Origin of the sequence: Pseudomaricurvus albidus, from assembly GCF_018863235.1 — a bacterium.
In the GTDB taxonomy this organism is placed as follows: Bacteria; Pseudomonadota; Gammaproteobacteria; order Pseudomonadales; family Cellvibrionaceae; genus Pseudomaricurvus; species Pseudomaricurvus albidus.
On sequence record NZ_JAHKRS010000001.1, the window covers coordinates 646,173 to 660,650 of the forward strand.

A 14,478-nucleotide genomic window follows, 5' to 3' on the forward strand; every position below is an offset into this window, starting at 1 on the left:
ACTGTGCCGTCAGTTGCGGCTCTTGTTGTCTCAGTTGTCGTCTCAGGTGTTGTCTCAGGCATTCAGCTTTTCGGCCAGTCGCTCGATCAATTCCCTTGCCAGCTGTGACTTGCTGCGCTGTGACAGCGTCTCTTCGCTGCCGGGCCAGACGATGGTTACGGCGTTGTCATCGCTGTTAAACCCGATACCGGCCTGAGAAACGTCATTGGCGATCACAACGTCGAGATTTTTGCGCTCCAGCTTGCCCCGCGCGTAGCTGACCACATCCTGAGTTTCGGCGGCAAAGCCCACGGTCATGGGGCGCGGTTGGTGAGCCGCGACAGCGGTCACGATGTCGGGGTTTTTCACCATCTCGATGGTCATGGTGTCCTGCCCGGTCTTTTTGATTTTCTGCTCAGCGGCATTGGCCGGGCGGTAGTCGGCGACTGCGGCGGCGGCAATAAACAGGTCGCAGTCAGACAAGGCCTGCATGCTGGCGTCGTACATGTCCTGAGCGCTTTCGACACCGATGTAGTGGCAGCGCTCCGGCGGGGCCAGATTGGTCGGGCCGCTGATCAGCGTGACCCTGGCTCCGGCCTCTATGGCTGCCTGCGCCAGGGCATAGCCCATTTTGCCCGAGCTGTGGTTGCTGATGTAGCGCACCGGATCGATGGCCTCGCGGGTCGGGCCGGCGGTAATGACGACGGATTTGCCAGACAGTTCACCGCGGACAAATTGCCGGGCGGTCAGATCAGCAAGCTCGGTGGGTTCCAGCATACGGCCGGGGCCCACATCGCCACAGGCCTGAGAGCCTTCGGCCGGACCGAGGCAGACGATCTTGCGCTGGCTCAGCCTGGCGAGGTTGTCCTGAGTGGCCGGGCTGTGCCACATTCCCTGATTCATCGCCGGTGCCAGGCAAATGGGCGCGGCCGTTGCCAGACAGACCGTTGTCAGCAGGTCGTCGCCTTTGCCAGTGACAAGACGGGCAATAAAATCGGCACTGGCGGGCGCGACGAGCAGCAGGTCGGCCCAGCGTGCCAGTTCGATGTGTCCCATGCCGGCTTCGGCTTCGGGGTCCAGCAGGGTGGTGTGCACCGGATTGCCCGACAGTGCCTGCAGCGTCAGCGGCGTAATAAATTCCTGGGCGGCGGCGGTCATGATGACGCGCACATTGGCACCCTGATCCTGCAGTCGGCGAATCAGCTCGGCGCTCTTGTAGGCGGCAATACCGCCGGTCACCCCGAGTAAAATCTGCTTGTTGGTCAGAGAGCTCATACTTTCTTCCGGCTGGCGAGAGGGATAAATGGCGCTTAAGATACCACTGCCGCGGGTTTCGATGAAGTCAGCGGTCAAAATTAAGGCGCGTGGAACCCGATTATTTCTTCATATTATGGCCAAGGATACTGGCCGGCACAGAGCTCTGGCGCACAGGAATCTCACGCACAGAGTCACAGACACAGGGAGTGAAGCATGAGCATACGTGATTGGCCATCACTGGAGCGGCCGCGGGAGAAACTGCTCGCCAGAGGGGCCAAAGCCCTGTCCGATGCGGAATTGCTGGCGATCTTTCTTCGCACGGGCTGTGCCGGCAAGTCGGCGGTGGATCTCGCCCGCGAGCTGCTGCACAGCTTTGGCGGCCTGCGACAGATACTGGAGGCCGATCGCGCGGGGTTTTGCGCAGCCCATGGCCTGGGGGACGCCAAGTACACACAACTACAGGCGGTGCTCGAAATGGGGCGCCGGCATTTGTCCGCAGTGATGGAGCAGGGGCAGGGGTTCGAGAACCCGCGGATGGTCAAAGATTACCTGCGCGCTGAGCTGCGCCATCAGCCGCGAGAGGTGTTCAGTGTTCTGCTGCTGGACAACCAGCACCACCTGCTGGGGTATCACGAGCTGTTTCAGGGCACCATCGATGCGGCCAGTGTCTACCCTCGGGAAGTGGTCAAACTGGCGCTTTCGCACAACGCCGCGGCAGTGATTCTCGCTCACAATCACCCCTCCGGGGTTGCCGAGCCCAGTCAGGCCGACAAGCGCATTACCGTGCGCCTGCAGGAGGCGCTGGGGTTGGTGGACATCCGGGTGTTGGACCACATGGTGGTGGGTGAGGCCGAAGTTCTGTCATTTGCCGAGCGGGGACTGCTCTAGCCCAGAGCCCCGGCGGGCTGGAGGGTGTTTTAACGGCGCTGGGCGGGAATGGTTGCCTGCGAAAAGTTGCACAAAAAAACAGCGAATATTTGCTATTGCCTACCTGTTCTGGTATAAAACGCCGCTCTCTGTGACTGGCCCAAATGAATTTTAGGCTGGCTGCTTGAATCAGGGCTCCAGCCGACGCGCTTTTGCGGCGGATTTCGCCCCGTTTGAAGGCCTTTAAAGTCGCCGTTTTTTGATTAAAGAATTAATAATTGCTGTCCGGCAGCAATGACCCGTTTAAAGATGAGGCAATAAAGATGTCCAAGGTATGTCAGGTAACTGGTAAGCGTCCAATTACCGGTAACAATGTATCTCACGCAAAAAACCACACTAAGCGTCGTTTTTTGCCAAACCTTCACTCTCACCGTTTTTGGGTTGAGTCAGAGAAGCGCTTTGTAAAACTGCGCGTTTCCTCTAAAGGTATGCGTATTATCGACAAGAAAGGTATCGAAACCGTTCTGTCTGAAATCCGTACACGCGGCGAGAAGGTATAAGGAACTGAATCATGGCTAAAGGTGCACGCGAAAAAATCCGTTTGAACTCCAGCGCTGGTACTGGTCACTTCTACACGACCGACAAAAACAAGCGCAACACTCCTGAAAAAATGGAGATGAAAAAGTACGATCCCGTTGCTCGCAAGCACGTGATGTACAAAGAAGGCAAAATTAAGTAAGACCCCCTTACTTGATTGCCTCAGAAAAGCCCGGCCTAGTGTCGGGCTTTTTGCGTCTGGGCTGATAACAACGAAACCAGGGATACGCCATGCCTGAATTACCTGAAGTTGAAACCACCTGTCGGGGCATTGCGCCTCATGTTGTTAACCGAACCGTGAAGGCCGTGGTGGTGCGACAGCCCCAGCTGCGCTGGCCGGTGCCTGCCGACCTGGCCGAGCAGGTGATCGGGCGCAAACTGTTGGGTGTGGCTCGCCGGGGTAAGTATTTACTTCTTCGCTTTCCTACAGGACATATGCTGGTGCACTTGGGCATGTCGGGTAATCTGCGCATTGTGGAACGCCGCGAAGACCCGGGTTATCACGACCATGTGGATATCGACTTTGGCGAAAAGTGTGTGCTGAGACTGAACGATCCCCGGCGTTTTGGCGCCGTTCTGTGGACTTCGGCACCGCTGCCGGAGCACGAGCTGTTGGGGCATCTGGGGCCGGAGCCGCTGGAAGATCTGTTTGATGCCGACTATCTGTACCGTCGCTCGCGCAAGCGCAAGCAGGCCATCAAGGCGTTCATCATGGACAGCAAGGTGGTGGTCGGCGTGGGAAATATCTACGCTAACGAAGCTTTGTTCGCCGCCGGTATCCGGCCAACGCGGGCTGCCGGGACGGTCTCCAGGGCTGCGATGGAGCGCCTGGTCAGTGAAATCAAGCAGGTGCTGGCGCGGGCGATTGAGCAGGGCGGCACCACCCTCAAGGACTTTGTCGGCGGTGATGGCAAGCCCGGGTATTTCCAGCAGCAGCTGCTGGTGTACGGTCGTCAGGGAGAGCCCTGTCAGAACTGTAAAAAGCCCCTGAAAGAGATTCGACTGGGACAAAGGTCGACTGTGTACTGTACGAGCTGTCAGCGCTAGGGCTACAATGGATAGGTTATAAGCATTTGTTAACTGGGTTATAAGCAAAAGGGTGGCGTGTTTTCGCTGATACGGCAGGCGCCAGACCGCGACAGAATGGAATGAATAAGGAGAATCCTGTGTTGAAGCAAACTCGTTGGTGGAAAGCCACCGCTCTGGCCGCCCTGATGGCGGTAAGTCCTCTGACGCTGGCCGGCGGTGTGAATACGGTCGATGAGAAGCCTACAGCACTGGCGATGACCGGCGACCTGGTTCTGGTGAGACCTTTTATGCTGGCGACCACTGCCGTGGGCTCTGCGGTATGGCTGGTGTCCTTGCCCTTCTCCCTGGCAGCGGGTAACTCCATGCAGGCGGCAGACACTCTGGTGGTAGGGCCGGCGGAAAACACCTTCTTCCGTTGTCTGGGTTGTACCCAATCCGGCTATCGGGTCGACAACGATTGATTAAAACGATGGGTCGGCAACGGCCACCGTTAAAACCAAACAACCCAAAAAAGGCGCCGCATGTTCAACAGGGCGCCTTTTGTGTTTTTACTTTCTGCGTTAAGCCGCACAGGATGGTGCAGGCTTCAGAGACGATTAGTTACCGAATTTCTGCTTCAGCTCTGCGGCAATGATGGGGTGGACAAACTTCGAGACATCACCGCCCAGAGAGGCAATTTCCCGTACCAGCGATGAAGAGATGTAGGACAGGTGCTCTGCCGGGGTCAAAAACAGACTCTCCATATCCGGCATCAGGGCGCGATTCATGTTGGCCAGCTGAAATTCGTATTCGAAATCCGATACCGCGCGCAGTCCGCGCAAGACGCCATTGGCCTGCTTTTGTTTGACCAGATCGGCCAGCAGAATATCGAAGCCGCAGATTTCCACATTGTCCAGATGGGCGAGAACTTTGGTGACCTGCTCAACGCGCTGCTCAAGGGTGAACAGGGGGTTTTTCTTGGTGCTGGCCGCAATGGCGACAGTGACCTTGTCAAACAGGCGGCAAGCCCTTTCGACCAGGTCGATGTGACCGTTAGTGATGGGATCAAAGGTGCCAGGGTAAACCACGTGTTTCATGGGATTCTCTCACTGTTTGGGCGGGCTTTTACTCGTTGGGAACCCGTTTTCTAGTGTGCCGATAACCCGCTGATAACGCTGGTACCTGCAATAAAGAGGCGCGATGGTAAACAATTTGCGCGAACAGTACAAAACCTACTCGGACTATTTCACTGAAAAACTGGCCCAAAATGGCGATTCCGGTACGAATTCGGGTGGAAAACTCCTCATCAGGGGGCCTCTGAATCGCGATAAAACAGGCGAAAGCTGACGCTGCCCGCGTGTTTCTCGCGGTGGAGGTGCCAGTGAGTCGGCGTGCAGAGCGGTTCATTCCTGGGGGTTTCAATGTAGATGGCCGCGTTTGGGGAGAGCCAGCCGTTGAGTTCCAGAGCCTCAATCGCCGCCTGCCAGAGATCCTGCTGAAAGGGTGGATCCAAAAACACGACGTCATAGGGGGAGCCATCGTTTTTGTTTTGCAGCCAGCTCAGGCTGTCAGTCCGCACCACCCGTCCCCGGTCACTTTGCAGCAGCCTCAGGTTCTGCTCAATTTGGGTGGCCGCCTGGGTGTTCAGTTCGAGCAGCGTGGCTGCCTCTGCACCGCGAGACAGGGCTTCCAGTCCCAGCGCACCGGAGCCGCTGAATACATCCAGACAGCGCGCGCCTGGCAAATCGGGCATCAGCCAGTTAAACAGGGTTTCGCGTATGCGGTCGCCAGTTGGGCGCAGGCCCTCGGCACCGACAAACGGCAGTTTCCGGCCTCGCCACTGGCCTCCGATAATCCTCAGGGTTTGACGGGGTTCTGCCTGGGTCTGTGACCTTGGCGGGGATTTGCGATGGCGGGGCTTGTTCAACGAGGTCTCCGGGGTGGGTGCTCTGGTTTGTGTGGTAGGATGCGCGCAGTCATCAGGTTTTTAGTGGCGATATCAGGCGTTGTGTCGGGTCATTCGTCGCTGTGGTTTTGAGACCAGAAGCAGCGACTCCACGACAAGGACTGCCACAAAGCGCAGTATGCCGGTAAAATGCCCGGCTTTCAGCATACAGAATGCCCGGGCGCTTGTGAAAGCCACGGGTCTATCGGACGGTTTGAGGTTAAATGTACAGTGAGCAGTAACTTTTTTAAGCGATTCAAAAAAGGCGGGAAGGAGCCTCAGCCCTCAAATAATGAGTCTCAGCCCTCAAAGAATGAGCCTCAGCCCTCAAATCATGAGCCTCAGCCTTCGGAAAATAAGCCCCAGCCGTCTGAAAACGAGCCTCACACCTCTGATAATACCCACGAGCTTCAGTCCTCTGAAAATGCGCAAGCTGTGCAGCCGGGACAAGAATCTCAATCCGCGGAGGACGTGGCTGTGTCCGCTGAGGTCAGTGACCAAGTCTCGGACAAGGCAGAAGAGAATTCCAAAGAAGACGACAAGGCCAGCAAGGGTGGTTTTTTCGCCCGCTTTAAAAAGCGCAGCAGTGATACGCCAGCAGAGACATCTGACGATGTCAGTGAACAAACCCCTGTCGATACCGTCAGTGATTCGGTGGCGGGTGAACCTGTCGAAACACAACCGGCAGTAACCACAGAAGCAGAAGAAAACACTGCCAGCACCAGCTCTGACAACAAAAGCACGGAAAAAGACAAACCCGCGTCGAAAGGTGGCTTCTTTGCCCGTATGCGTGAGGGCTTGTCACGCACCAGCAGTAATTTTGCCGAGGGGCTGGGCAACCTGTTTCTGGGCCAGAAAGAGATCGACGACGATCTGCTGGAAGAGATTGAAACCCAGCTGCTGGTGGCCGATGTGGGGCTGGATGCGACCACAGAAATCATTGATAACCTCACCGACCGGGTGGCCCGCAAGCAATTAGCCAACTCCCAGGCGCTCTACGATGCCCTTAAAGCCGCGCTGGCGGACTTGTTGGCGAAGGTGGAGGAGCCCTTGGTACTGCCGGAGAAGCAGCCAGCCGTGATTTTGGTGGTCGGTGTAAACGGAGTGGGCAAGACCACCACCATTGGCAAACTGGCCAAGCGACTGCAGGGCGAAGGGAAAAACGTCATGCTGGCGGCTGGGGATACCTTCCGCGCTGCAGCGGTGGAACAGTTGCAGGTTTGGGGAGAGCGCAATAACGTTCCGGTTGTGGCTCAGCACACGGGGGCAGACAGTGCCTCGGTCATTTTTGATGCCATTGCCTCTGCTCAGGCGCGCAACATTGATGTGGTGATTGCCGATACCGCCGGTCGTCTGCACAACAAGGGCCATCTGATGGATGAGCTGGCCAAGGTCAAGCGTGTGATGGCGAAGCTCGATGTCACTGCCCCCCACGAGGTTTTATTGGTCCTGGATGCCGGCACCGGGCAGAACGCGCTCAATCAGGCCGAACAGTTTATCGCCGCTGCTGGTGTCACCGGTATTGCCCTGACCAAGCTGGACGGAACCGCCAAGGGCGGGGTGATTTTTGCTCTCAGCCAGAAGTTCGGTCTGCCGGTGCGCTTTATCGGTGTGGGCGAGGGCGTGGACGACCTGCAGCAGTTTGACGCCAAGGCGTTTGTCCAGGCGCTCTTTAATGAAACGACGTAATTTGAAACCGTAGAATTTGATAAACCCAGAAACCAGTGCGGAATAACCCGCCAGTGAAGGCGTTATGATTCGATTTGACCAAGTCAGTAAGCGCTACCCCGGCGGGCATGAAGCCCTGAGCCGGTTGAGCTTCGAAATAGACCGCGCCGAGATGGTGTTCCTCACCGGGCATTCGGGGGCGGGCAAAAGTACCCTGCTGAAATTGATCATGTTGATGGAGCGTCCCTCCCAGGGGCAGGTGTTTGTCAACAATCAGAATCTGAATCGTCTGACGTCCCGCCAGATTCCCCAGCTGCGCCGTCAGGTGGGGGTGGTGTTTCAAAACCATCAACTGCTGTTTGACCGCAGCGTCTATGACAACGTGGCTCTGCCGCTGGTGATCGAAGGGTATAACCCGGCCGAGGCGGGCCGAAGAGTGCGCGCGGCACTGGATAAGGTGGGACTTCTGAGCAAAGAAAAGCAGAACCCCATCGTACTGTCCGGCGGCGAGCAGCAGCGGGTCGGGATCGCCCGGGCCGTGGTCAACAAGCCCAAACTGTTGCTGGCGGATGAGCCCACGGGCAACCTCGATCCGGCCCTGTCGGCGGAGATCATGTCCCTGTTTCAGCAATTCAACGATGTCGGCGTCACGGTGATGGTCGCCAGTCACGATCTGGCCTTGATTCGCCGGATGAACAAGCGGGTATTGGGACTGGCCAATGGTGAATTGGCTCACGATGGAGTGTTGCAGCATGCAGCGAACGCAGAAACGGTCTAACAGCCGCGTTGCTCCCGCTGCTGCAGGAGCCAGCAGAGGCGCTGCCAAGCCGGGCGGCAAAAACGTCAGGGGTGGCGCCAAAGTCTATAAAACCGGCTGGAAGGATCGCTGGCAGGGGTATCTTGCACACCACCAGTCCAGCGCCCGCGACAGCCTGCAGCGTATGTTGGCCGCACCGGTGCAAAGCCTGATGACCTGGCTGGTGATTGCCGTGGCACTGGCACTGCCCGCCACCTTGCTGGTGTGTCTCGATAACATTCAGTCCTTGGGGCAGCGTTGGGACGGTGCCCCGCAAATTACCCTGTTCCTGAATCCCAGAGCGACCGAGCGGGCGATTGCCGATCTCCAGCGACGCCTGGAGTCCCGCGACGATATCGATACCGTCGCCTACGTCTCCGCCGCAGACGCCCTGAAAGAATTTGAAACGGAATCCGGCATGGGCAATGCCCTGCGCTCACTGGATACCAACCCGTTGCCCCCGACGCTATTGCTGACGCCTTCCACAGATGCTGCCCCCGCGGCCCTGAGTGCGCTGGGGGACTCCCTCGGGCAGCAGGGCCTGGTGGATGACGTCGTCTTCGACCGAGCCTGGATTGAACGTTTGCATCAGATTCTGGAGCTGGGCGAGCAGCTGGCGATCGCTCTGGGCGGGCTGCTGGCGCTGGGCGTGCTGCTGGTGATTGGCAACACCATACGCCTGTCGATCGAAAGTCGCCGTGACGAGATTGTTATCGTCAAGCTGGTGGGGGGCACCGATGCCTTTGTCCGCCGTCCGTTCCTCTACACCGGACTGTGGTATGGACTGGGTGGCGGCGTACTGGCGATGGTTCTGCTGTCGCTGCTGTTGCTGCTGTTGTCCGGTCCGGTGGCCATGCTGGCTGATAGCTATCAGAGTGATTTCCACCTTCAGGGGCTGGGCTTTGGCGGTGGTCTGTTATTGATTGTCAGCGGTGCTCTGGTGGGCTGGTTGGGCGCCTGGCTTGCCGTCGGGCGCCATTTGGGGGATATTGAACCCCAGTAAAGGAACGTTAACGCTCTTAAGGTGTGTAACCACTTACTTATTGGGCGTTATCTTTCGATTTCATTGAACTTTTTGGAGAATTAGCACTCTTACAAAAGGAGTGCTACACTCAGTCGGCTTCTTTGGGAAGCACTGTTTTATACGGTCAGCCCCTGGGCTGGCAGTAAGATGTAATAAACGATAGATACAACCGGAGAACATCCATCATGGGAAAAGGCTTACAGCCTGTCGGGGTACTCGCACCAGGGGCTAACCTGAATGCGTATATTCAGGCCGTTAACGGTTTTGCCGTGCTTTCCGCAGAAGAGGAAAAGCAGCTGGCAGAAGAGCTTTATTACCACGAAAATCTCGAGGCGGCCCGTCGTCTGGTTATGGCTCACCTGCGCTTTGTGGTTCACATTGCCAAGGGCTATTCCGGTTATGGGTTGTCCCAGTCTGATCTGGTACAGGAAGGCAATGTCGGCCTGATGAAAGCCGTCAAACGTTTCAACCCGGAAAAGGGTGTGCGTCTGGTGTCTTTTGCCGTCCACTGGATCAAGGCCGAAATGCACGAGTTCATTCTGCGCAACTGGCGCATTGTGAAGGTCGCGACCACCAAGGCTCAGCGCAAGTTGTTCTTCAATCTGCGCGGCGCCAAAAAACGTCTGGCCTGGTTGAGCAATGACGAAGCCAAAGTCGTCGCTGAAGATCTGGATCTCGACATCAAGCACGTGCGCGAGATGGAAGGTCGTCTGTCTGCTTACGACGCCGCTTTTGATGCGGGCTCGGATGACGATGACGAAACGGCCTATCAGGCACCGGCCCACTACCTCGAAGACAAGCGTTTTGATCCCGCCATGCAGCTTGAAGCCGCAGACTGGGAAGAAAGCAGTGTGAACAGTCTGACGGCTGCACTGAGCGGTCTCGATGAGCGCTCCCGTGACATTCTGCAGCAGCGCTGGTTGAACGATGAAAAAGCCACCCTACACGATCTGGCCGCGCAGTATGGTGTATCTGCCGAGCGTATTCGCCAGCTCGAAAAGAACGCCATGAAGAAAGTTCGGGTTTCCATGGAAGCCTGATCTCCAGCTTCGACCCCAACCTCTAAAAAGCCGCAATTGTTGCGGCTTTTTTGTCCCCGCTGTCCTTTTAGCGCCTCGCGCACTACAATACGCGGCAATTTCATGTCGGGCTAGTGCGGCCTGCAGTTCAATTCCCTTTGATACACGACACCTTCTGTGGAGCGTTCACTATGGCGAAACCCTTTCTTCTGATTGCGGGACTGAGTGGTTTGCTGGCCGTGATGCTGGGTGCATTCGGAGCTCACGGATTGAAGGGGAAGATTACCCCGGAGTTATTGGCCGCATTTCAGACCGGTGTTCAGTATCAGTTTTACCATACCCTGGCGTTACTGATGGTAGCTTTGGTACTGCTTCGCAGTCCCGAAGCGTCACTGTTCCACTGGGTGGGCTACGCTTTTATTGCGGGCATGGTGCTGTTTTCGGGCAGCCTCTACGCGCTGGCCTTTGGTGGCCCCCGCTGGCTCGGTCCGGTTACGCCGCTGGGCGGACTGTGCTTTATGGCCGGCTGGGTAATGCTAGTGATCGCGGCCTGGCGTCTGCCGTAGCGTCCTGAAGACTGCTGATTTTTTGAAATTAAAGCCTGTTAATCATTAATGTTTAACTGAATTGTTGAAAGCTTGTAAGGGGCTGCGTCTGCGCTCATGACCGATACATTTGATATAAAACCAGAGTTTAAAAAGAAAGCCATACGCAGTTATGTGATTCGCGGTGGTCGTATTACCGTGGGTCAGAAAAATGCCTTCGACAATTACTGGAAAGAGTATGGCCTGAGTCTGTTCGATGGCGCACTGGATCTGGAACAGGCGTTTCCGCAGTCCGGCCCGCTGGTGCTGGAGATTGGTTTTGGCATGGGGGATTCACTGTTCACCATGGCAGAAAATGAGACCGATAAAAACTTTGTCGGGATTGAAGTGCACCCGCCGGGTGTTGGCTGTTTGATAAACAATGCCGGCAAAGCGGGGCTGACCAATTTGAAAGTTTATATGGCGGATGCCATTGATGTGCTGGACGATTGCATTGCCGATGAAAGCCTTGATCGTTTCCAGTTGTATTTCCCCGACCCCTGGCACAAGAAAAAGCACCACAAACGTCGTATTGTGCAGCCCGCATTCGTGGAAAAAATCAAAACCAAGCTGAAACCCGGCGGTGTGATTCATATGGCCACCGATTGGGAAGCCTACGCCGATCACATGATGGAAGTGCTGTCTGCGACCGATGGCATTAAAAACCTTGCCGGTGATTTTCTTTTCTCTCCGCGTCCGGAACATCGCCCCATTACCAAGTTTGAAAAACGGGGCGAGCGACTGGGGCATGGTGTCTGGGATTTGATGTTTGAAAAAACCGCTTAATGATATTTCCCCATACGGTATTGCACCTGTTTCAGCGGCTGTAATGTGACTTGTTTTCTCAAGGGGCTTCGACGCTCTTGGTTTTTCGCGAATTAAGTCCAGGAATCGGCTACGGCAAATCGTTTTTGTAGAGCATCTCAAGCAGCTTGGTCATTCTGGACGTATCGCGGTATTTCATATTTAACAGGTACACGACTTTAACGGTCTATACTGTAGACATTTAGCGTGTGCAGTTTAGTGCTTGAAGATTATGAAAATGCCTTTGGAAGAAAAGTAATGCGACAAATTATGTGCTACAGGTATTCTCCCCGTGTGGTGGCAGGGCAAACAATCATTGAGCAACCTAGAATTTGAAGTGTAAAAAGCAGTAATAAACTGGCACGACGTTAAAGCGGAGTCTAAAGTCCGATGGCCAAATACGGCGAGGCAGCAAGTGCCAGTTTTGGCGTGAAGATTACTGTTTTCAAAAGTATCGAAGCCTTATGCAAATCCAATAACCGTGTTACACCGTATTCAAGAGGATTAAACTTCAGTTTTAGTGTGAAGAACCATCAGCAGGGACACAAATATCACTGATTAAATAGGAAAATTCCGCTGTTCGGTCTATAACTAAGTCACGATCTTTAAAGATCGGTTAGTCTGAGCAAAAGACAACGTTTACAGCGGAGTTCGGCAGTTCTGAAACGACCTGTGCAAAACGTTTTACCGACAAGTTCTAGAGGCAAGGAGCAATACCATGAAGTTTACAACTAAAAAATTAGCCGCAGCCATTGGCTTGAGCTGTGCGATCTCGGCGCCGATGGCGCTGGCTGAGGATGGTCGCCATATCGAGATCATGGGTGGCGGCGGTTACAACGTCTGGGATACAGACCGCGATCTGGATGATGCAGGCTTTTACGGCGTTGGTCTGGGTTTCGCTCTGAACCGCACCTGGACGGTAGAAGGTTGGTGGACACAAACGGAAGATCTCGACTTCGAAGATCCCTCCGTTATTGGCGATGACTCTGAAGAGTACCGTCTGGATATGCTTTACCACCTGACCGAAGGTGGCGGCTGGCGCCCTTACATCGTTGCCGGTGTTGGTGAAAACTCGTTTGATTTTGACGATGGCACAGAGGAAGTGGACGAAACCCGTGTGAACCTCGGTATTGGTGTTAAGCGCATGATCGGCAAGCACTTTAACATTCGTGGTGATATCCGCGCGTTCAACAGCCTGGATGAGGAAATGACGGATATGGCTGCCCAGCTGGCCGTGAGCTTCCTGATTGGTGACGTGTCGGGCCCGACACCTCCAGACAGTGACGGCGACGGTGTGCCGGATGAGTCTGATGCCTGTCCGAATACGCCTCCAGGTGCGCCGGTTGACGCAACAGGTTGTCCTCTCGACAGCGATGGTGATGGTGTGGCTGATTACAAAGATCAGTGTCCGGGAACCGACTCTCGTCTGAAAGTAGATGAAGTAGGCTGTCCAATGAAACTGGCAGAAGCCGTATCGCTGGAAATTGATATTGAATTTGCCAACGACAGCTCTGTCGTCAGATCTGAATACAACGATGAGATCAAGAAAGTTGCTGACTTCATGAATCAGTACGAAGGTGTTGAGGTTGAAGTTCAGGGCCACACCGATTCCAGTGGTGCCGCGTCTTACAACCAGGCACTGTCTGAGCGTCGTGCAGCAGCTGTAGCAGCCGAGCTTCAGAAATATGGCATCTCTTCAGATCGCATCAACTCTAAAGGCTATGGTGAAACCATGCCCATCGCGGATAACAGCACAAAAGAAGGCCGTGCTCACAACCGTCGAGTGGTTGCGGAAATCAAAGCCCGCGTAGAGAAAATGGAAACTCGTTAATTCCTGATTCCTGCGTAAGTCGTGCCCTTCGGGGCACAAAAAAGCCGCTCCTACACGAGCGGCTTTTTTTATGTTTCATAAATGCTGAATGGGGCAGAAACCGCCATGTCCTGTTTAATTAACCACCAAAATATCCGTATCAATAACACTCAACAGCTTTTCTGCGGTATTGCCGATTAATGCGGCTTTAACACCGTGACGTGCCACAGTGCCAATAATCAGCACATCGACCCGCAAATCCTCAACCGCCTGCAAGATCACTTCTCTGGGATTGCCCTGATGGATGTGTATCTGTTCGGGTGGCACACCAAAGCGCTGACTGATGTGTTCTTCATTGCTGTGCACTTCCGTCTCGTCGGGTAGATGGCTGTCCGCCAGTAAAATAAACATATCGACAATTTGCAGTTGCTGCTCGAGAGCTGTGACACAGTGGACAGTGGATTGCGTAGCCTGCCCAAGGCGATGCGCCTGAGTAATGATCTGGTTATTGAGCAGATCGTGCCCACTGTCGTCGCTGTCCGGCGTGATAGCTGCCAAAATTCGCTGATGAGTCCAGGGCGCGGGATCACGCACCAGCAACACGGCACAGCTGGCTTTGCGCAGCAAATGGACATCAGATTCTGATTTCGCGCCGGGTGCTTTCATGGGAGACGATTTTAAAATCAGGTAAGCGCCAACACGGCTGCTGGCGTGAACAGCGGCTTCCTGCCAATGGCTGTTCCAGCAGGCCTCGGTGGTGACTGCAATGCCTTCCTGTCGCAGTGGTGTTGCCAGGGCTTCCAGTTGGGCCTTGTTGGCAGTGAGAGTGGAGGACTTGGCTTCCTTACGGGATGTATAGGACGAAATGTCGTGCATATAATCACAGCAAAACAGGTGTAGTTGGGCGCCGGTATCGATGGCGAGCTGTTCAGCACGTTTGAGAGAGGATAAATCGTTGAAACTGGGGTCAACGATGACGAGTAAAGTTGCCATGGCCTTGCCTCCTTGGTAAGTGGCTTTAGGGGCTGTTAACACGGACTGATTGAATTAGTGTTAACAGACTCCAGCCTCTACAATATGGCATATTTGGAAATGGGTGTGAAAAGCTAAACTGCGAAAA

At 55.1% G+C, this 14,478-nt stretch carries 16 protein-coding genes; 12 read left to right on the plus strand and 4 right to left on the minus strand.

The features are described from left to right. Positions 1-54: 54 nt before the first annotated feature. Entirely contained in the window at positions 55-1,254 is a 1,200-nt protein-coding gene (gene coaBC, locus KOI40_RS02870; protein ID WP_216096042.1) for a bifunctional phosphopantothenoylcysteine decarboxylase/phosphopantothenate--cysteine ligase CoaBC, read from the minus strand. A 195-nt stretch (positions 1,255-1,449) separates the two neighbouring features. On the opposite strand from coaBC, the gene radC reads away from it, so the two are divergent. From radC to KOI40_RS02895, 5 genes are all read left to right on the plus strand, one after another. Next, positions 1,450-2,124, plus strand: coding sequence for a RadC family protein (radC, locus tag KOI40_RS02875; RefSeq protein ID WP_216095922.1), 675 nt, complete (start codon positions 1,450-1,452; stop codon positions 2,122-2,124). Positions 2,125-2,426: 302 nt separating this feature from the next. Continuing rightward, the gene (gene rpmB / locus KOI40_RS02880) at positions 2,427-2,663 is read left to right on the plus strand and encodes a 50S ribosomal protein L28 (protein ID WP_216095923.1); all 237 of its coding nucleotides are present in this window, start codon (positions 2,427-2,429) and stop codon (positions 2,661-2,663) included. Between the two features lie 11 nt (positions 2,664-2,674). After that, complete coding sequence (rpmG, locus tag KOI40_RS02885) at positions 2,675-2,842, plus strand: 50S ribosomal protein L33 (RefSeq protein ID WP_216095924.1); 168 nt, start codon at positions 2,675-2,677, stop codon at positions 2,840-2,842. An 89-nt stretch (positions 2,843-2,931) separates the two neighbouring features. Continuing rightward, positions 2,932-3,747, plus strand: a complete 816-nt coding sequence (gene mutM / locus KOI40_RS02890) for a bifunctional DNA-formamidopyrimidine glycosylase/DNA-(apurinic or apyrimidinic site) lyase (RefSeq protein WP_216095925.1) — start codon at positions 2,932-2,934, stop codon at positions 3,745-3,747. A gap of 119 nt (positions 3,748-3,866) precedes the next feature. Beyond that, entirely contained in the window at positions 3,867-4,190 is a 324-nt protein-coding gene (locus KOI40_RS02895; protein WP_233709882.1) for a hypothetical protein, read from the plus strand. A 135-nt stretch (positions 4,191-4,325) separates the two neighbouring features. Here KOI40_RS02895 and coaD read toward each other — a convergent pair whose 3' ends face one another. Together coaD and rsmD are read right to left on the minus strand one after the other, a co-directional pair. Continuing rightward, entirely contained in the window at positions 4,326-4,805 is a 480-nt protein-coding gene (gene coaD, locus KOI40_RS02900; RefSeq protein ID WP_216095926.1) for a pantetheine-phosphate adenylyltransferase, read from the minus strand. Between the two features lie 209 nt (positions 4,806-5,014). Beyond that, on the minus strand, positions 5,015-5,635 hold the full coding sequence (rsmD, locus tag KOI40_RS02905) for a 16S rRNA (guanine(966)-N(2))-methyltransferase RsmD (protein WP_216095927.1): 621 nt from the start codon (positions 5,633-5,635) through the stop codon (positions 5,015-5,017). A 672-nt stretch (positions 5,636-6,307) separates the two neighbouring features. On the opposite strand from rsmD, the gene ftsY reads away from it, so the two are divergent. From ftsY to KOI40_RS02940, 7 genes are all read left to right on the plus strand, one after another. Then, positions 6,308-7,342, plus strand: a complete 1,035-nt coding sequence (gene ftsY / locus KOI40_RS18330; protein WP_439653223.1) for a signal recognition particle-docking protein FtsY — start codon at positions 6,308-6,310, stop codon at positions 7,340-7,342. Between the two features lie 64 nt (positions 7,343-7,406). Next, on the plus strand, positions 7,407-8,099 hold the full coding sequence (gene ftsE / locus KOI40_RS02915; RefSeq protein WP_216095929.1) for a cell division ATP-binding protein FtsE: 693 nt from the start codon (positions 7,407-7,409) through the stop codon (positions 8,097-8,099). Continuing rightward, positions 8,074-9,120, plus strand: coding sequence for a permease-like cell division protein FtsX (ftsX, locus tag KOI40_RS02920; RefSeq protein ID WP_216095930.1), 1,047 nt, complete (start codon positions 8,074-8,076; stop codon positions 9,118-9,120). Before ftsE ends, ftsX begins: the two co-directional genes overlap by 26 nt. A gap of 206 nt (positions 9,121-9,326) precedes the next feature. Next, positions 9,327-10,181 carry an RNA polymerase sigma factor RpoH gene (gene rpoH, locus KOI40_RS02925; protein ID WP_216095931.1) on the plus strand — a complete coding sequence of 285 codons (855 nt, stop codon included), beginning with the start codon at positions 9,327-9,329 and terminating at the stop codon, positions 10,179-10,181. 170 nt (positions 10,182-10,351) lie between these two features. Further along, entirely contained in the window at positions 10,352-10,726 is a 375-nt protein-coding gene (locus KOI40_RS02930; protein WP_216095932.1) for a DUF423 domain-containing protein, read from the plus strand. Between the two features lie 114 nt (positions 10,727-10,840). Further along, positions 10,841-11,530, plus strand: a complete 690-nt coding sequence (gene trmB, locus KOI40_RS02935) for a tRNA (guanosine(46)-N7)-methyltransferase TrmB (RefSeq protein WP_369413140.1) — start codon at positions 10,841-10,843, stop codon at positions 11,528-11,530. A 736-nt stretch (positions 11,531-12,266) separates the two neighbouring features. Continuing rightward, positions 12,267-13,379, plus strand: a complete 1,113-nt coding sequence (locus KOI40_RS02940) for an OmpA family protein (protein ID WP_216095934.1) — start codon at positions 12,267-12,269, stop codon at positions 13,377-13,379. A gap of 114 nt (positions 13,380-13,493) precedes the next feature. Here the strand turns inward: KOI40_RS02940 and KOI40_RS02945 are convergent, their stop codons facing one another. Beyond that, complete coding sequence (locus KOI40_RS02945) at positions 13,494-14,351, minus strand: universal stress protein (protein ID WP_216095935.1); 858 nt, start codon at positions 14,349-14,351, stop codon at positions 13,494-13,496. Between the last annotated feature and the right edge of the window lie 127 nt (positions 14,352-14,478).